The sequence below is a fragment of the Streptomyces sp. ALB3 genome (assembly GCF_044385685.1).
In the GTDB taxonomy this organism is placed as follows: domain Bacteria; phylum Actinomycetota; class Actinomycetes; order Streptomycetales; family Streptomycetaceae; genus Streptomyces.
Map to the genome: position 1 here is coordinate 48,553 of NZ_JBISCE010000005.1, position 17,020 is coordinate 65,572.

Annotated in this window: 18 protein-coding genes; 17 read left to right on the top strand and 1 reads right to left on the bottom strand. The window is 70.4% G+C overall.

The window, feature by feature from the left end; translation table 11 throughout:
- Positions 1-15: 15 nt before the first annotated feature.
- The 5 genes from nsdA to ffh all read left to right on the top strand — a co-directional run bounded on the left by nsdA (position 16) and on the right by ffh (position 7,669).
- The gene (nsdA, locus tag ACHFIV_RS06395; RefSeq protein WP_398964542.1) at positions 16-1,491 is read left to right on the top strand and encodes a transcriptional repressor NsdA; all 1,476 of its coding nucleotides are present in this window, start codon (positions 16-18) and stop codon (positions 1,489-1,491) included.
- A 338-nt stretch (positions 1,492-1,829) separates the two neighbouring features.
- Positions 1,830-3,179, top strand: a complete 1,350-nt coding sequence (locus ACHFIV_RS06400) for an ammonium transporter (RefSeq protein ID WP_398964545.1) — start codon at positions 1,830-1,832, stop codon at positions 3,177-3,179.
- Positions 3,176-3,514 (top strand): P-II family nitrogen regulator, encoded by a 339-nt coding sequence (locus tag ACHFIV_RS06405; RefSeq protein WP_033304048.1) that lies wholly within the window; start codon positions 3,176-3,178, stop codon positions 3,512-3,514. The genes ACHFIV_RS06400 and ACHFIV_RS06405 overlap by 4 nt, the downstream gene beginning before the upstream one ends.
- A gap of 32 nt (positions 3,515-3,546) precedes the next feature.
- Positions 3,547-6,000 (top strand): [protein-PII] uridylyltransferase, encoded by a 2,454-nt coding sequence (locus ACHFIV_RS06410; protein ID WP_398964547.1) that lies wholly within the window; start codon positions 3,547-3,549, stop codon positions 5,998-6,000.
- Positions 6,001-6,121: 121 nt separating this feature from the next.
- Entirely contained in the window at positions 6,122-7,669 is a 1,548-nt protein-coding gene (gene ffh, locus ACHFIV_RS06415) for a signal recognition particle protein (protein WP_398964549.1), read from the top strand.
- Between the two features lie 78 nt (positions 7,670-7,747).
- On the opposite strand, the gene ACHFIV_RS06420 is transcribed toward ffh, so the two are convergent.
- Entirely contained in the window at positions 7,748-8,614 is an 867-nt protein-coding gene (locus tag ACHFIV_RS06420) for a methyltransferase domain-containing protein (protein WP_398964550.1), read from the bottom strand.
- 521 nt (positions 8,615-9,135) lie between these two features.
- On the opposite strand from ACHFIV_RS06420, the gene ACHFIV_RS06425 reads away from it, so the two are divergent.
- The 12 genes from ACHFIV_RS06425 to ACHFIV_RS06480 all read left to right on the top strand — a co-directional run bounded on the left by ACHFIV_RS06425 (position 9,136) and on the right by ACHFIV_RS06480 (position 16,926).
- Positions 9,136-9,729, top strand: coding sequence for a hypothetical protein (locus tag ACHFIV_RS06425; RefSeq protein WP_322983494.1), 594 nt, complete (start codon positions 9,136-9,138; stop codon positions 9,727-9,729).
- 155 nt (positions 9,730-9,884) lie between these two features.
- On the top strand, positions 9,885-10,325 hold the full coding sequence (rpsP, locus tag ACHFIV_RS06430) for a 30S ribosomal protein S16 (RefSeq protein WP_099177594.1): 441 nt from the start codon (positions 9,885-9,887) through the stop codon (positions 10,323-10,325).
- Between the two features lie 2 nt (positions 10,326-10,327).
- Positions 10,328-10,567, top strand: coding sequence for an RNA-binding protein (locus tag ACHFIV_RS06435; protein WP_014153811.1), 240 nt, complete (start codon positions 10,328-10,330; stop codon positions 10,565-10,567).
- A gap of 102 nt (positions 10,568-10,669) precedes the next feature.
- Entirely contained in the window at positions 10,670-11,299 is a 630-nt protein-coding gene (rimM, locus tag ACHFIV_RS06440; RefSeq protein ID WP_398964552.1) for a ribosome maturation factor RimM, read from the top strand.
- Complete coding sequence (gene trmD, locus ACHFIV_RS06445; RefSeq protein ID WP_398964554.1) at positions 11,299-12,120, top strand: tRNA (guanosine(37)-N1)-methyltransferase TrmD; 822 nt, start codon at positions 11,299-11,301, stop codon at positions 12,118-12,120. The genes rimM and trmD overlap by 1 nt, the downstream gene beginning before the upstream one ends.
- A gap of 124 nt (positions 12,121-12,244) precedes the next feature.
- A complete protein-coding gene (gene rplS, locus ACHFIV_RS06450; RefSeq protein WP_033304056.1) occupies positions 12,245-12,595 on the top strand; it encodes a 50S ribosomal protein L19 in 351 nt (116 codons plus the stop codon).
- Positions 12,596-12,640: 45 nt separating this feature from the next.
- A complete protein-coding gene (gene lepB / locus ACHFIV_RS06455; protein ID WP_398964556.1) occupies positions 12,641-13,414 on the top strand; it encodes a signal peptidase I in 774 nt (257 codons plus the stop codon).
- Positions 13,407-14,456: a signal peptidase I gene (gene lepB / locus ACHFIV_RS06460; protein ID WP_398964557.1), complete on the top strand. Its 1,050-nt coding sequence runs from the start codon at positions 13,407-13,409 to the stop codon at positions 14,454-14,456. The genes lepB (ACHFIV_RS06455) and lepB (ACHFIV_RS06460) overlap by 8 nt, the downstream gene beginning before the upstream one ends.
- A complete protein-coding gene (gene lepB, locus ACHFIV_RS06465; RefSeq protein WP_398964584.1) occupies positions 14,374-15,255 on the top strand; it encodes a signal peptidase I in 882 nt (293 codons plus the stop codon). The genes lepB (ACHFIV_RS06460) and lepB (ACHFIV_RS06465) overlap by 83 nt, the downstream gene beginning before the upstream one ends.
- 50 nt (positions 15,256-15,305) lie before the next feature.
- On the top strand, positions 15,306-16,076 hold the full coding sequence (gene lepB / locus ACHFIV_RS06470; RefSeq protein WP_398964558.1) for a signal peptidase I: 771 nt from the start codon (positions 15,306-15,308) through the stop codon (positions 16,074-16,076).
- Positions 16,066-16,554, top strand: coding sequence for an NUDIX hydrolase (locus ACHFIV_RS06475; protein ID WP_398964560.1), 489 nt, complete (start codon positions 16,066-16,068; stop codon positions 16,552-16,554). Before lepB (ACHFIV_RS06470) ends, ACHFIV_RS06475 begins: the two co-directional genes overlap by 11 nt.
- A gap of 63 nt (positions 16,555-16,617) precedes the next feature.
- Positions 16,618-16,926, top strand: coding sequence for a DUF2469 domain-containing protein (locus ACHFIV_RS06480; protein WP_003965949.1), 309 nt, complete (start codon positions 16,618-16,620; stop codon positions 16,924-16,926).
- The last annotated feature ends 94 nt before the right edge of the window (positions 16,927-17,020 follow it).

Below are 17,020 nucleotides of genomic sequence, written 5' to 3' on the forward strand. Positions count from 1 at the left end.
GATGGGGGCGTTCCAGTGGGTGGCAGTGGCGCAGGCGAGACGCATGCCGGAAAGCGCCCCAACGGGCAACTGGGATCGTGGTTCGTGCGGAGCGGCTGGTCGAAGGGCGAGCTCGCCCGCCAGGTGAACCGGCGGGCCCGGCAGCTGGGTGCCCACCACATCAGCACCGACACCTCCCGCGTGCGCCGCTGGCTCGACGGCGAACAGCCGCGCGAACCCATCCCGCGGATTCTCTCCGAACTCCTCTCGGAGCGCTTCGGCGCCGTCGTCTCCGTCGAGGACCTCGGGCTGCGCACCCCGCACCAGGCACCCTCGGTAGCCGGAGTCGACCTGCCCTGGGCGGGACCGCAGACCGTCGCGCTGCTCAGCGAGTTCTCGCGCAGCGACCTCATGCTCGCCCGGCGCGGCTTCCTCGGCAGCTCCCTCGCCCTGGCCGCCGGGCCCACCCTCGTAGAACCCATGCAGCGCTGGCTGGTGCCGGTCACCCGCCCGGGACAGCCCGAACCCGAGCTGCCGACCGCGGAGAGCCGCCCCTCACGGCTCTCCGGACCCGAGCTCGACCTGCTGGAATCCACCACGGCCATGTTCCGCCAGTGGGACGCCCAGTGCGGCGGCGGACTGCGCCGCAAGGCCGTCGTCGGCCAGCTCCACGAAGTCACCGACCTGCTGCAGGAGCCGCAGCCCCAGGCCACCGCCAGGCGCCTGTTCCGCTGCGCCGCCGAGCTGGCCGAACTCGCGGGCTGGATGAGCTACGACGTGGGCCTCCAGCCCACCGCCCAGAAGTACTTCGTGCTCGCCCTGCACGCCTCGAAGGAGGCCGGCGACAAGCCGCTGGGCTCGTACATCCTCTCCAGCATGAGCCGCCAGATGATCCACCTCGGCCGGCCCGACGACGCACTCGAACTCATCCACCTCGCCCAGTACGGCAGCCGCGACTGCGCCACCGCACGGACCCAGGCCATGCTGTATGCGATGGAGGCGCGCGCCTACGCCAACATGGGCCAGCCGAGCAAGTGCAAGCGAGCCGTCCGGATGGCCGAGGACACCTTCGCCGACGCCGTCCTCGACGACGAGCCCGAGCCCGACTGGATCCGCTTCTTCTCCGACGCCGAACTGCACGGCGAGAACGCCCACTCCTACCGTGACCTCGCCTATGTCGCGGGCCGCAGCCCCACGTACGCCTCGCTCGCCGAGCCCGTGATGGCCCGTGCCGTCGAGCTCTTCGGCGAGGACGACGAGCACCAGAGGTCGTACGCGCTCAACCTGATCGGCATGGCCACCGTGCACCTCCTCAAGCGTGAGCCGGAGGAGTCGACCGTGCCCGCCACCGCCGCGCTGAGGATCGCCAAGAAGGTCAGGTCGGAACGCGTCAACACCAGGCTCCGCAAGACCGTCGACACCGCTGCCAGGGACTTCGGGGACATCCCGGAGGTCGCCCGGCTCACCGACCTGCTCACCGAGCAGCTCCCGGAGACCGCGGAAGCGGTCTGAACGGACCCCGCACCACCGGCCACGACGACCGCCCGTACCAACCCGACTCGGCTCCCCCATCGCCAGGTCGACGGGCCGCCGTCGTGGCCGGTTCACGTCCGAGGGCAGGCCGGCCCCGCCGTATGCGGTGCGGGCAGCATGGTAGGCACCGCACCGGGTCCGACACCACTGGTTCATTCGGACGTAACACGCGGAGCTCCTTCGTCACTGCGGTGAAACACCGTGCGGCATTCGTGGAAACCGCGCTGCGCGAATCTCATGGCGCATAACCGGCCCGCACCTTTTCACCGTGGTCCCGCACCCCCGCACGTGGCCGCACCGACGACGAGGAGACGCCGATGCCCCCAGGCATCACGACGCTTGCCGCAGACGCCCCCGAGCTGTCTGCCGCCAACACAGGGTTCATGCTCATCTGCACCGCGCTGGTGATGCTCATGACCCCGGCCCTGGCCTTCTTCTACGGAGGCATGGTCCGCGTCAAGAGCACCCTGAACATGCTGATGATGAGCTTCATCAGCCTCGGGATCGTCACGGTCCTGTGGGTGCTCTACGGATTCAGCCTCGCGTTCGGCACCGACGTCGGCTCGGTCATCGGCTGGAGCTCGGACTTCGTCGGCCTCAGCGGGATCGGCGTCACCGAACTCTGGGACGGCTACACCATCCCGGTGTACGTCTTCGCGGTCTTCCAGATGATGTTCGCCATCCTCACCCCGGCCCTCATCAGCGGCGCTCTCGCCGACCGGGTCAAGTTCACCTCCTGGGCCCTGTTCGTGGCCCTGTGGGTCACCGTCGTCTACTTCCCGGTCGCGCACTGGGTCTGGGGCGCGGGCGGCTGGCTCTTCGAGATGGGCGTCATCGACTTCGCCGGTGGTACGGCCGTGCACATCAACGCCGGTGCCGCCGCCCTCGGCGTGATCCTGGTCATCGGCAAGCGGGTGGGCTTCAAGAAGGACCCGATGCGGCCGCACAGCCTGCCGCTCGTCATGCTCGGAGCCGCCCTCCTGTGGTTCGGCTGGTTCGGCTTCAACGCCGGCTCGTGGCTCGGCAACGACGACGGGGTCGGGGCCGTCATGTTCGTCAACACGCAGGTCGCCACGGGTGCGGCGGTCCTGGGCTGGCTCGCCTACGAGAAGATCCGCCACGGCTCCTTCACGACCCTGGGCGCCGCGTCCGGCGCCGTCGCGGGCCTCGTCGCCATCACCCCCGCGGGCGGAGCGGTCAGCCCGCTCGGCGCCATCGCGATCGGTGTCATCGCCGGTGTCCTGTGCGCCATGGCCGTCGGCCTCAAGTACAGGTTCGGCTACGACGACTCCCTCGACGTCGTCGGCGTCCACCTCGTCGGCGGTATCCTCGGCTCCCTTCTCGTCGGCTTCTTCGCCACCGGTGGTGTGCAGTCCGATGCCAAGGGCCTCTTCTACGGCGGCGGACTCGAACAGCTCGGCAAGCAGGCCGTCGGTGTCCTCGCGGTCCTCGCCTACTCCCTGGTGGTCTCCGCCGTCCTCGCGTTCGTCCTCGACAGGACGATCGGGATGAGGGTCAGCGAGGACGTCGAGGTCTCCGGCATCGACCAGGTCGAGCACGCCGAGACGGCCTACGACTTCAGCGGAGCAGGCGGCGGCTCCGCCTCCCGCACCACCCCGGCGCCCGGCGCCACGGCAGCCCCGACGAACAAGAAGGTGGACGCATGAAGCTCATCACCGCAGTCGTGAAGCCGCACAGGCTGGACGAGATCAAGGAGGCCCTCCAGGCCTTCGGTGTCCAGGGCCTCACGGTCACGGAAGCCAGCGGCTACGGGCGTCAGCGCGGACACACCGAGGTCTACCGTGGTGCCGAGTACACGGTCGACCTCGTCCCGAAGATCCGTATCGAGGTCCTCGTCGAGGACGAGGACGCCGAACAGCTCATCGACGTCGTGGTCAAGGCCGCCCGCACGGGCAAGATCGGTGACGGCAAGGTCTGGAGCGTCCCGGTCGACACCGCGATCCGCGTACGGACCGGCGAACGCGGCCCGGACGCACTCTGACCGACGGTCCCTGTGAACGGAAAGGCAGCTGGGTGACGAGCACCGAAGTGACCACCGGATCCGAGGACTCGGGACCCAGCGGCTATGCGGCGGCCCGGCTGCGCCTCCTCCAGGAGGAGGCGCGGTCCGGGCCGCCGCGCCGTGCAGCCCTGGCCCGGCTCACCGACGACTGGCTGCACGGACTGTTCACCGCGGCGGCCGGGGAAGCGGGCGTCCGCGGCGCCGCCCTCGTCGCCGTCGGCGGTTACGGCCGCGGCGAGCTCTCCCCCCGCAGCGACCTCGACCTCCTGCTCCTGCACGACGGCACCGCGGACGCCGGAGCCGTGGCCACCCTCGCCGACCGGATCTGGTACCCCGTCTGGGACCTCGGCCTGGCCCTCGACCACTCCGTACGCACCCCCGGCGAAGCGACCAGGACGGCGGGGGAGGACCTCAAGGTCCAGCTCGGACTGCTCGACGCGCGCCCCGTCGCCGGAGACCTCGGCCTCGTCGCCGGACTGCGGACCACGGTCCTCGCCGACTGGCGCAACCAGGCACCCAAGCGCCTTCCCGCCCTCGACGAGCTCTGCCGTGAACGGGCCGAACGCATGGGCGAGCTCCAGTTCCTCCTCGAACCCGACCTCAAGGAAGCCCGCGGCGGCCTCCGCGACGCGACCGCCCTGCGCGCGGTCGCCGCCTCCTGGCTCGCGGACGCGCCCCGCGAAGGTCTCGCGGAGGCCCGGCGCACCCTCCTGGACGCACGCGACGCGCTCCACCTCACCACCGGCAGGGCCACCGACCGCCTGGCCCTCCAGGAGCAGGACCAGGTCGCCGCAGCTCTCGGCCTCCTCGACGCGGACGCCCTGCTGCGCCAGGTCTACGAGGCCGCACGGACGGTCTCGTACGCCACCGACGTCACCTGGCGCGAGGTCAACCGCGTCCTGCGCTCCCGCTCCGCGCGCCCCCGGCTGCGGACGATCCTCGGCGGCGGGGCCAAGACCGCACCGGAACGCACGCCGCTCGCCGACGGCGTCGTCGAGGCCGAGGGCGAAGTGGTCCTCGCCCGCACCGCGCGCCCCGAACGCGACCCCGTGCTCACCCTCCGGGCCGCCGCCGCGGCAGCCGAGGCCGGACTGCCGCTCTCACGCCACCTCGTACGCCACCTCGGTACCGCCGCCCAGCCGCTGCCCGTGCCGTGGCCCGCGCAGGCCCGCGAGGAGCTCGTCACGCTGCTCGGTGCCGGTGAGTCCACCGTCGGGGTCTGGGAGGCCCTCGAAGCGGAAGGCATCATCACCCGGCTGCTGCCCGACTGGGAGCGGGTCCACTGCAGGCCCCAGCGCAACCCCGTCCACACCTGGACCGTCGACCGCCACCTCGTCGAGACAGCCGTCCGCGCCTCGCACCTCACCCGCCGCGTCGGCCGTCCCGACCTCCTCCTGATCGCCGCCCTGCTCCACGACATCGGCAAGGGCTGGCCCGGGGACCACTCCGTCGCGGGTGAGGTGATCGCCCGCGACATGGCCGCCCGCATCGGCTTCGACAAGCAGGACGTGGGCGTCGTCGCCACGCTCGTGCGCCACCACCTGCTGCTCATCGAGACGGCCACCCGTCGCGACCTCGACGACCCCGCGACCGTGCGCTCCGTGGCCACCGCCGTGGGCGGCGCCTCCACCCTGGAACTCCTCCACGCGCTCACCGAGGCCGACGCGCTCGCCACCGGCCCCGCCGCCTGGAGCTCCTGGCGGGCGTCCCTCGTCACCGACCTCGTCAAGCGGGTCGCCGCGCTCCTGGTCGGCGAGGAACCCCCCGCACCGGAACCGCTCGCACCCAGCGCCGAACAGGAACGCCTCGCCGTCGAGGCCCTGCGCACCGGCGAGCCCGTCCTGTCCCTGCACACCCGGCCCGAACCGGCCGCCGAGGACGGCGGATCCGAACCCGTCGGAGTGGAACTCCTCATCGCGCTGCCCGACCGGCCGGGCGTGCTGCCCGCGGCGGCCGGGGTGCTCGCCCTGCACCGCCTCACCGTGCGCGCCGCCGACCTGCGCGCCGTGGAGCTGCCCACCGAGATGGGCGAGACGGCCGGGCTGCTGGTGCTCAGCTGGCGGGTCGCGGCCGAGTACGGGTCCCTCCCGCAGGCCGCCCGGCTGCGCGCCGACCTCGTGCGCGCCCTGGACGGCTCCCTGGACATCCGGGCCAGACTCGCCGAGCGGGAGGCCGCCTACCCGCGGCGGCGCGGCGTGAAGGCGCCACCGCCCAGGGTGACCGTCGCGGCGGCCGGTTCCCGGCTGGCCACGGTGATCGAGGTCCGCGCCCAGGACGCCCCCGGGCTGCTGCACCGGATCGGCCGGGCGCTGGAGCAGAGCGCGGTGAGAGTGCGCAGCGCCCACATCTCCACCCTCGGGGCGAACGCCGTGGACGCCTTCTACGTCACGGACCGCGACGGTGATCCCCTGTCCCCGTCCCGGGCCGCCGAGGTGGCCGGAGAGGTCGAGAAGGAGCTGGGCTGAGCCCGTGCCCGGAGCCTGTTCGTCACGAGAAACGGGCGAGGGCTCCGCGTCCTCCGGGGTCCGGATACCCTGGAGGGCGATTGACCTGCCACGCCCCCGACCCTGAGGACCGACGAGCGCCGTGTTCGATACTCTCTCCGACCGCCTTAGCGCGACTTTCAAAAACCTCAGGGGCAAGGGCCGCTTGTCCGAGGCGGACATCGACGCCACGGCTCGCGAGATCCGTATCGCCCTCCTCGAGGCAGATGTCGCCCTCCCCGTCGTCCGCGCGTTCATCGCCAACGTCAAGGAGCGGGCGCGCGGCGCCGAGGTCTCCCAGGCGCTGAACCCCGCCCAGCAGGTCGTCAAGATCGTCAACGAGGAGCTCGTCGGCATCCTCGGCGGCGAGACCCGGCGGTTGAGGTTCGCCAAGAACCCGCCCACCGTGATCATGCTCGCGGGTCTGCAGGGTGCCGGTAAGACCACCCTCGCCGGAAAGCTCGGCCTCTGGCTCAAGGCACAGGGCCACTCGCCGCTGCTCGTCGCCTGTGACCTCCAGCGCCCCAACGCCGTGAACCAGCTGAGCGTCGTCGCCGACCGCGCCGGTGTCGCGGTGTACGCGCCGGAGCCCGGCAACGGCGTGGGCGACCCGGTCAAGGTCGCCAAGGACTCCATCGAGTTCGCCACGTCCAAGGTCCACGACATCGTCATCGTCGACACCGCCGGCCGGCTGGGCATCGACGAGGAACTGATGCGGCAGGCCGCGGACATCCGCGACGCCGTCAGCCCCGACGAGATCCTCTTCGTCGTCGACGCGATGATCGGCCAGGACGCGGTCAACACCGCCGAGGCCTTCCGCGACGGCGTCGGCTTCGACGGCGTGGTGCTCTCCAAGCTCGACGGCGACGCCCGCGGTGGTGCGGCCCTGTCGATCGCCCACGTCACGGGCAAGCAGATCATGTTCGCGTCGAACGGTGAGAAGCTCGAGGACTTCGACGCCTTCCACCCCGACCGGATGGCGTCCCGCATCCTCGACATGGGTGACCTGCTCACCCTGATCGAGCAGGCGGAGAAGACCTTCAGCCAGGAAGAGGCCGCCAAAATGGCCTCCAAGCTGGCGTCGAGCAAGGGCAAGGACTTCACGCTCGACGACTTCCTGGCGCAGATGGAGCAGGTCAGGAAGATGGGCTCCATCTCCAAGCTGCTCGGGATGCTGCCCGGCATGGGACAGATCAAGGACCAGATCAACAACATCGACGAGCGGGACGTCGACCGCACGGCCGCGATCATCAAGTCGATGACCCCCAAGGAGCGCGCCGAGCCGACGATCATCAACGGCTCCCGCCGGGCCCGCATCGCCAAGGGCTCCGGTGTCGAGGTCTCCGCCGTGAAGAACCTCGTGGAGCGGTTCTTCGAGGCCCGCAAGATGATGTCGAAGATGGCCCAGGGCGGCGGCATGCCCGGCATGCCGGGGATGCCGGGCATGGGCGGCGGGGCCGGCCGCCAGAAGAAGCAGGTCAAGCAGGCCAAGGGCAAGCGCAAGAGCGGCAACCCGATGAAGCGCAAGGCCGAGGAGCAGGCCGCGGCGGCCCGTCGCGAGCAGGCGGCGCAGGGCGGCGCGTTCAACCTGCCCGCCCAGGAGGACAAGAACTTCGAACTGCCCGACGAGTTCAAGAAGTTCATGGGCTGACCGGTCAGGCCGCGGACGGACCGGACGGCAGCACGTACGAAGGGCGCCCCGCCAAGCGGGGCGCCCTTCGCCTTCCCGTCAGGTCACGCACACCAGGTAGCGGAAGACGTTCGGCATCCACACCGTGCCGTCGGGCCGCAGATGCGGATGCAGCGCCTCCGCGACCTCCTTCTCCACCTGGGTACGGTCCGTCGCCCGGATGGCCGTGTCGAACAGCCCGGTCGACAGCAGGCCGCGCACCGCGCTGTCCACGTCCGCGTAGCCGAACGGACAGGACACCCGGCCCGAGCCGTCCGGCTTGAGGCCGGCCCGCGCCGCGACCTCCTCGAGGTCGTCCCGCAGCGCCGGCCGCCAGCCGTTCCCGGAGCGCGGGGCACGCGCCGACTCGGTGAGCCGGGCCGCCACCCGCAGCACCGGAGCCGTCGCGCACCGCTCCGGCGGTCCCCAGCCGGCCAGCACCACCGTCGCTCCCCGCAGGGCCAGCGGCACCGCGGAGGCCAGCGCGGGGGCGAGGCCGTCGGAGTCCCCTGCCGCGCAGCCGATCGGCTGGAAGGCGGTCAGCAGGTTGTAGGGCGCCTCGCCGTCGGGGGTGGCCGCCGGAATGCTGTCCACGAGCCTCGCACGCGGATCGCTACCGCCCGGTCCGACGGCCTGTCCCGGATCGGCGGCAAGGCGTTCGCGGGCCAGGGTGAGCCGTTCGCGGTCGGTGTCGACGCCGGTGACGCGCGCCCCGCGCGAGGCCGCGATCAGCAGCGCGAGCCCGGAACCGCAGCCGAGGGAGAGCATCCTGGTACCGGCCCCGACCTCGAGGCGCTGGTACACCGCCTCGTAGAGCGGTGCCAGCATGCGCTCCTGGATCTCGGCCCAGTCGCGGGCACGGGTACCGGCGTCCACCGGAGCGGACGAGTCCGCGTACCTGTGGTGCCGGACGAGCGTAGGTGTCATGGAATGCGCCCCAATCCGCCGTGAGGTCGGTCGTGCCCGAGTGAGGTCCCCCATGTCTTTGTGCTGTGTCTGCGTGCCCACAGCCCCCGTAAGCCAGAGAACTCCGCATCGGCGGTCCCGTCCAGGGGTCGGACGGGGTGGGATGGCAATGCTTGCGTGCTCCGGTCGTGCGCCCCCGGGCGCAGCGTGGCCGATGCGGGCGCCGGGAAGAGCACGCCTGCTGCTCGCTTCCCCACAGTCTTACCCGACACGCGGGACGCAGCACGTCGAGCGCCCCGGCCGCGGGCCGCGACCGGTGTGCGGGCTCCGCGCCGTGCCGGGTAATGTCGCCCGCGGGGCGCCCGTCCACGCCGGTGCGTACGTGTTGCTACGTACCACCTTGGTGCGAGCTGTGTGACTTCTCCGCTGATCTGCGCACCCGCCCTCGTCCGGACGCATCAAGGGCAACTGACTGGTACGTGCAAATTATTTGGGATGCCCCGGAATAGGAACACGGGAGCACTCAGGCTCGTTGTCACGACGTGAGCACGACACCACCTGTACTTGCCGCAGAGCTGGCACAGGCGTGGGCCGACATTCAGCGGTACCACCCCGAGCTGCCCGATCTTGCCGCGCCAGAGTCCCTGATCGGAGAGTCCTCGTCCGCCTGTGGCGCCGAGCTCTCCTTCGAACGACTGCTCCATGAGGCAGTCCACGGCATCGCGGCCGCGAGAGGTGTCCGGGACACCTCCCGCGCCGGCCGCTACCACAACCGACGCTTCCTCGCGATCGCCGAGGAGCTGGGCCTCGACCATGCCGAGGAACCCCACCCCAGCAGCGGATTCTCGCTGGTGACGCTGAATCCCGAGGCCAAACGCCGCTACCGCCCGACGACGGAACGGCTGCATCGCGCCCTCAAGGCGCACACCGTCGCCACCGCGGCGGACACCAAGCGCTCGTTCCGCGGCCCCGCCGCACGGCACGGCTCGTCCGGAGGCGGCGTGCGGGTCAAGGCCGTCTGCGACTGCGGACGCAACGTCCGCGTCGTCCCCTCGGTCCTGGCCCAGGCCCCGATCGTCTGCGGCGGATGCGGCAAGCCCTTCCGCATCCCGGAAGCGGCGGTCGCGGTGGGGTGACCCGATGTGGTGTGGCACAATGGCTAGCTGTACTCGACAGTCGCACAGGACCCCTCTCTCCTCCGGCTGACGCGTCCATCGGGCACCCGAGTACCGCAACCCCACGTGGCATCTTTTGTGCCCAACCACGTCAGAGACCAGGAGACACCACTTCCGTGGCAGTCAAGATCAAGCTGAAGCGTCTGGGCAAGATCCGTTCGCCTCACTACCGCATCGTCGTCGCCGACTCCCGTACCCGCCGTGACGGCCGGGCCATCGAGGAGATCGGCCTGTACCACCCGGTGCAGAACCCCTCCCGCATCGAGGTCAACTCGGAGCGCGCGCAGTACTGGCTGTCCGTCGGCGCCCAGCCGACCGAGCCGGTCCTCGCGATCCTGAAGCTCACCGGTGACTGGCAGGCCCACAAGGGTCTTCCGGCCCCCGCGCCGCTCCTGCAGCCGGAGCCCAAGGCTGACAAGCGCGCCCTGTTCGAGGCCCTGGCCACGGACGGCGACGAGGCCAAGGGTGAGGCCATCACTCAGAAGGCCAAGAAGTCGGACAAGAAGGCGGACGAGGCGGCCGACGCTGCTGCGTCCACCGAGTCGACCGAGGCCTGAGCATGCTCGAGGAGGCTCTTGAGCACCTCGTGAAGGGCATCGTCGACAACCCCGACGATGTGCAGGTCGCCTCGCGTGACCTGCGCCGCGGACGGGTGCTCGAGGTCCGGGTCCACCCCGACGACCTCGGCAAGGTGATCGGCCGCAACGGCCGCACCGCGCGCGCCCTGCGTACCGTCGTGGGTGCCATCGGCGGCCGTGGAATCCGTGTCGACCTCGTCGATGTGGACCAGGTTCGCTGAAAGAGTTGAACACCGGCCGGGGCCGGGGAGGGCTTTCGAGCCGTCCCCGGCCTTTGTCGTCCGTACATGAACGCCTCCTCAAGAGACACCGGGAGAAGTAGCGTGCAGTTGGTAGTTGCGCGGATCGGTCGCGCCCACGGCATCAAGGGCGAGGTCACCGTCGAGGTGCGCACCGACGAGCCCGAGCTCCGGCTCGGGCCCGGGGCGGTGCTGGCCACGGAGCCGGCCCACATCGGGCCGCTGACCATCGAGACCGGCCGGGTGCACAGCGGCAGGCTGCTGCTGCGCTTCGAGGGTGTGCGCGACCGCACGGCCGCCGAGGCACTGCGCAACACCCTGCTCATCGCCGAGGTGGACCCGGCGGAACTCCCGGAGGACCCCGAGGAGTTCTACGACCACCAGCTCATGGACCTCGACGTCGTCCTCACCGACGGTACGGAGATCGGCCGGATCACCGAGATCACGCACCTGCCTTCCCAGGACCTCTTCATCGTGGAACGGCCGGACGGCAGCGAGGTGATGATCCCGTTCGTCGAGGAGATCGTCACCGAGATCGACCTCGAGGAGCAGCGGGCCGTCATCACCCCGCCGCCTGGACTGATCGACGAGAGCGAGGCCGTCGTCGCCTCCGCCCGTGACGCGGAGGACGGCGCGGCTGCCGACGGCCCGGGCGAGGGTGACTCCGCGGGTGAGGGTGACGACGCGGCTGACGGGAAGAAGGGCGACGCCTGATGCGGCTCGACGTCGTCACCATCTTCCCTGAGTACCTGGAGCCCCTGAACGTCTCGCTCGTCGGCAAGGCGCGCGCCCGGGGCCGTCTCGACGTGCACGTCCACGACCTGCGGGACTGGACGCACGACCGGCACAACACGGTGGACGACACCCCTTACGGCGGTGGTCCCGGCATGGTCATGAAGACCGAGCCCTGGGGCGAGGCGCTGGACGACGCGCTGGCCGACGGTTACGAGGCGGGGGCGCACTCGCCGGTGCTCGTGGTTCCCACGCCCAGCGGCAGGCCCTTCACCCAGGAACTCGCGGTCGAGCTCTCGGAACGGCCGTGGCTGGTCTTCACCCCCGCCCGCTACGAGGGCATCGACCGCCGGGTGATGGACGAGTACGCGACCCGCATGCAGGTCATCGAGGTGTCCATCGGGGACTACGTGCTGGCGGGCGGGGAAGCGGCCGTGCTCGTGATCACCGAGGCGGTGGCCCGGCTGCTGCCCGGAGTGCTCGGGAACGCCGAATCGCACCGCGACGACTCCTTCGCGCCCGGGGCCATGGCCGATCTGCTCGAGGGCCCGGTGTACACGAAGCCCCCCGAGTGGCGTGGGCGCGGCATCCCCGAGGTGCTGCTCAGCGGCCACCACGGCCGGATCGCGCGCTGGCGGCGGGACGAGGCCTTCCGCCGTACGGCGCTCAACAGGCCCGATCTCATCGAGCGTTGTGACGCGTCCGGCTTCGACAAGAAGGACCGCGAGATGCTCTCCATACTCGGCTGGGCCCCGGAGCCCGGTGGACGATTTTGGCGCAGGCCCGGGGCCGTGGAAGAATAGGCCCGCTGTACGTCCGGCGTGCGCCCCTGCCACAGGGGGACAGACGCCCGCCCGATGGGATCAGCATCCGAACCTCACTCTCTCCCGTCGATGACCTGTGGCATCGGCGAAGAAAGCAGACAACATGACTTCCCTGCTCGATGGCGTCAACGCCGCCTCGCTCCGTACCGACCTCCCGGCCTTCCGCCCCGGTGACACGGTCAACGTCCACGTGCGCGTGATCGAGGGCAACCGCTCCCGTATCCAGCAGTTCAAGGGCATCGTCATCCGCCGTCAGGGCTCGGGCATCAGCGAGACCTTCACGGTCCGCAAGGTCTCCTTCAGCGTCGGCGTCGAGCGCACCTTCCCGGTGCACAGCCCGATCTTCGAGAAGATCGAGCTCGTCACCCGCGGTGACGTCCGTCGCGCCAAGCTGTACTTCCTCCGTGAGCTCCGCGGCAAGGCCGCGAAGATCAAGGAGAAGCGCGACCGCTGATTCACCTCCGGCGTCCACAGCGTGGCCCGATAGGATTCGGCCCCGATGGACACGGAAGCACAGCACATGGAGCGCGATCCCTCCTCCGGCCCCGCAGACGGGGCGGACGAGGGGTCGCGCTCCACGCATGTCCAGGACCGGCCGGCCGTCCCGCTGTCCTGGGGGCGGACCGCCTTCCTGGGCATGCTCTGCACCGTTGCCCTGCTGCTCTTCAGCGCCTTCGTGCTGCAGCCCTTCCTCATCCCGAGCGGCTCGATGCAGCCCACGCTGCGGGTCGGGGACCGGGTCCTCGTCAACAAGCTGGCGTACCGTTTCGGCTCGGAGCCTCGGCGCGGCGACGTGGTGGTCTTCGACGGCACCGGATCCTTCGTGCCGGAGCCCGCACCCGAGGGGAACGCCGTCGGCGTGCTGCTGCGGGAGGCGGCGGCGTCCCTGGGGCTGGCCGAATCCGCCGGATCCGACTTCGTGAAGCGGGTGGTGGGCGTGGGGGGCGACCGGGTGGTCTGCTGCGACAGGCGGGGGAGGGTCGAGGTGAACGGCACCCCGGTGGACGAGGAGTACCTCCACCCCGGTGACCGTCCCTCCGACGTCGCCTTCGACATCGTCGTGCCCGACGGCAGGCTGTGGATGATGGGCGACCACCGCAGCAACTCCCGGGACTCCCGCGACCATCTCGGGCAGCCCGGGGGTGGCATGGTGCCCGTCGAACGCGTGGTCGGGCGCGTCGACTGGCTCGGCTGGCCCCTCGGCAGGCTCGGCGCCGTCGAGGGGACCGGCGCCTTCGCCGGCATACGGCCGACGGACGGGGACCATGGGTAACCGGGGGCGCAAGCGGGGAGTACCGGACACGGGCCCGCCGCTGCCCACCGGGTCGAGGCCGACCACGGCCCGCTCGCTGCCCACGCGGGCGGAGCGCCGCAAGCTCGCCCGCAAGGTGAAGCGCCGCAGGCGCCGGTCCGCGATCAAGGAGATACCCCTCCTCGTCCTCGTCGCGCTGCTGATCGCGCTGGCACTCAAGACCTTCCTCGTCCAGGCGTTCGTGATCCCCTCCGGTTCGATGGAGCAGACCATCCGGATCGGTGACCGGGTGCTGGTGGACAAGCTGACGCCCTGGTTCGGGTCCGAACCGCAGCGTGGCGACGTGGTCGTGTTCAAGGACCCGGGAGGCTGGCTGCAGCAGGAGAACACCGCCGCCGAGGACCCTCCCGCCGGAGTGAAGCAGGTCAAGGAGCTGCTGACCTTCATCGGACTGCTGCCGTCCGAGGACGAGCAGGACCTGATCAAACGCGTCGTGGCGGTCGGGGGCGACACCGTGAAGTGCTGCGGTCCGGACGGCAGGATCACGGTCAACGGCGTGGCGCTCGACGAGCCGTACCTGAATCCCGGCGACGTGCCGTCCACCCTCGAATTCGAGGTGAAGGTCCCCCGGAACCGCATCTTCGTGATGGGAGACCACCGGTCGAACTCCGCGGACTCCCGCTTCCACCTCGACAAGCCCGGCAACGGCACCGTGTCGCAGGACGAGGTCGTGGGGCGGGCCGTGGTCATCGCCTGGCCGTTCGGGCACTGGCGGAGGCTGGAGGAGCCCGGAACGTACGCCTCGGTCCCCGACGGCAGCGCCGGACCGACGGCCCCGTCGAATAGTGTGTCCTCCCAGGATCACAACGGAATGGTCCTGCTCCCGACCCCTGCGGAACTCCCGCTCGTTATGGGAGTGGTGGGCCTGCGCCGAATCGGGCGCGGGCGGTGGCACGGAGTGAGGAGTGGATGTGGGGGATTTGGCGGTCGGCGCACGATCCGGACACGACGAACCCGAGGACCGGCCTTCGAGCAACGGGGTCCCGGTGGATGCGGAGAGTGACGGCGAGTCCCCGGGCGGTGGCAGTACGGCGGTGAAGAAGCCCCGCTCGTTCTGGAAGGAGCTGCCGCTGCTCATCGGCATCGCGCTCGTTCTCGCGCTGCTGATCAAGACGTTCCTGGTGCAGGCCTTCTCGATTCCCTCGGACTCCATGCAGAACACCCTGCAGCGGGGCGACCGGGTGCTGGTCGACAAACTGACTCCGTGGTTCGGCTCGGAGCCGGAGCGCGGAGAGGTCGTGGTCTTCCACGACCCGGGCGGCTGGCTGGAGGACACCGCGACGCCCGAGCCCAACGCGGTGCAGAAATTCCTGAGCTTCATCGGCCTGATGCCGTCCGCCGAGGAGAAGGACCTGATCAAGAGGGTCATCGCCGTCGGCGGTGACACGGTCGCGTGCAAGAAGAACGGGCCGGTGACGGTCAACGGCAAGGCGCTGGACGACAAGTCCTTCATCTTCGCGGGCAACAGCGCCTGCGACGACGAGCCGTTCGGGCCGATCAACGTTCCCGAGGGCCGGATCTGGGTGATGGGTGACCACCGGCAGAACTCGCTGGACTCCCGCTACCACCAGGAGCTGCCCGGTCAGGGCACCGTGTCCACCGACGAGGTGGTCGGGCGGGCCGTTGTCGTGGCGTGGCCGATCGACCGCTGGGCCACCCTCCCGGTGCCGAGCACCTTCGACCAGCCCGGACTGAACGCGGCCGCCGCTGCCGCGGTACCCGGAGCACTGGGTGTAGCGGGGGCGCTGCCCCTCGTGTTCTGGCGTCGCCGCAGGCTGACCCGCGGGCATACCGCCGGGTAGGGTGCCGACTCGGATCAGCGATTGTCGATCTCCGATGGGGGAGCGCTGGGATGAGTGGATCAGGACGTCACGACGGCCGCGGCCGGCTCGGCAACGTGTTGTCGAACCTGGCCGTGGCCGTCGGCTGTGTGCTCTTCCTCGGCGGATTCGCCTGGGGAGCGGTGGTGTACGCGCCGTACACCGTGCCGACCGACTCGATGGCGCCGACGGTGAACGCGGGTGACCGGGTGCTCGCGGAGCGGGTGGACGGCGAAGACGTGCGGCGCGGAGACGTGGTCGTCTTCACCGATCCGACGTGGGGCGCCGTGCCCATGGTGAAACGGGTGGTCGGGGTGGGCGGCGACAAGATCGCCTGCTGCGACGAGGGCGGCAGGCTCACGGTCGACGGCAAACCCGTCGAGGAACCTTATCTGCGGGTGAACGGGGCCTCGTCGCCCGCCTCGGGGAGCGGGGCTCCGGCCTCACCTCAGGACTTCACGGCCACGGTGCCCGAGGGCCAGCTCTTCCTCCTCGGGGACGAGCGCAACACCTCCCTCGACTCCCGTGTCCATCTGGAGGACGCGGGGCAGGGCTCGGTGCCGCGCGGTGCCGTTCAGGCTCGGGTGGACGCCGTCGCGTGGCCCATGAACGGGATGATCGGCAGGCCCGAAGCCTTCGCGGCATTGCCGGGCGGGGTGTCGTCCGAGGGGCCGTTGCCGTTGCAGGCCGGCGCCCTGGTGGTGGGTGTGGTGCTCATCCTGGGCGGAGCGGCCTACGGCCCCCTCGCGGGGCGCTCCGCGCGGAGGGCCGCGCGGGCGGAGGCGTCCGCCCGTGGGCGCTGAGGCACGCAAGGTCGCCCGTGTGGTGCTCCTGGACCCGGACGACCGCATCCTGCTGCTGCACGGCTTCGAACCCGGAAATCCGGCCGAGAGCTGGTGGTTCACACCGGGCGGCGGCCTCGAGGGTGACGAGACCCGGGAGGACGCGGCCCTGCGTGAGCTCGCCGAGGAGACCGGGATCACGGACGTCCGTCTCGGCCCGCTCCTGTGGACGCGTATCTGCTCGTTCCCGTTCGACGGGCGGCGCTGGGACCAGGACGAGTGGTACTTCCTGGCCCGTACCACGGAGACGGCAACCCACCAGAAGGGCCTCACCGAACTCGAGCTGCGCAGTGTCGCCGGTCTGAGGTGGTGGACTTCCGCCGAACTTCTCGCCACGCGTGAGACGGTGTATCCGACCAGGCTCGCCGGGCTGCTGCGCACGCTGCTCGACGAGGGGCCCCCGAGTGTTCCGCTGGTTCTCGCCCCCGAAATCGTCTAATCGGCCAGGGGTTCGTGGGGCTGGCGCACAATAGGGGGACGCACGGCTGAAGGGGAACATGCCATGAGTGCCGAGGACCTCGAGAAGTACGAGACCGAGATGGAGCTGAAGCTCTACCGGGAGTACCGCGATGTCGTCGGTCTGTTCAAATATGTGATCGAGACCGAACGGCGCTTCTACCTCACCAACGATTACGAGATGCAGGTGCACTCGGTTCAGGGCGAGGTCTTTTTCGAGGTCTCCATGGCGGATGCGTGGGTCTGGGACATGTACAGGCCTGCCCGGTTCGTCAAGCAGGTCAGGGTGTTGACGTTCAAGGACGTGAATATCGAGGAGCTCAACAAGAGCGATCTCGAACTCCCGGGCGGCTGATCCGACGCCTGCTCCCCGGCGCCCCGGTTCACTCGTCCGAGTGGCCGGGGTTTCCACAACGACCTGGTTGTCCACCAAGATCCAATACGTCGGG

Bases quoted from the DNA above. Each gene is read 5' to 3' on its own strand.
- ACHFIV_RS06400 (WP_398964545.1), top strand. From the start codon at position 1,830: ATGCCCCCAGGCATCACGACGCTTGCCGCAGACGCCCCCGAGCTGTCT.
- ACHFIV_RS06405 (WP_033304048.1), top strand. From the start codon at position 3,176: ATGAAGCTCATCACCGCAGTCGTGAAGCCGCACAGGCTGGACGAGATC.
- ACHFIV_RS06420 (WP_398964550.1), bottom strand. From the start codon at position 8,614: ATGACACCTACGCTCGTCCGGCACCACAGGTACGCGGACTCGTCCGCT.
- ACHFIV_RS06435 (WP_014153811.1), top strand. From the start codon at position 10,328: ATGCTCGAGGAGGCTCTTGAGCACCTCGTGAAGGGCATCGTCGACAAC.
- trmD (WP_398964554.1), top strand. From the start codon at position 11,299: ATGCGGCTCGACGTCGTCACCATCTTCCCTGAGTACCTGGAGCCCCTG.
- rplS (WP_033304056.1), top strand. From the start codon at position 12,245: ATGACTTCCCTGCTCGATGGCGTCAACGCCGCCTCGCTCCGTACCGAC.
- lepB (WP_398964556.1), top strand. From the start codon at position 12,641: ATGGACACGGAAGCACAGCACATGGAGCGCGATCCCTCCTCCGGCCCC.
- lepB (WP_398964557.1), top strand. From the start codon at position 13,407: ATGGGTAACCGGGGGCGCAAGCGGGGAGTACCGGACACGGGCCCGCCG.
- lepB (WP_398964558.1), top strand. From the start codon at position 15,306: ATGAGTGGATCAGGACGTCACGACGGCCGCGGCCGGCTCGGCAACGTG.
- ACHFIV_RS06480 (WP_003965949.1), top strand. From the start codon at position 16,618: ATGAGTGCCGAGGACCTCGAGAAGTACGAGACCGAGATGGAGCTGAAG.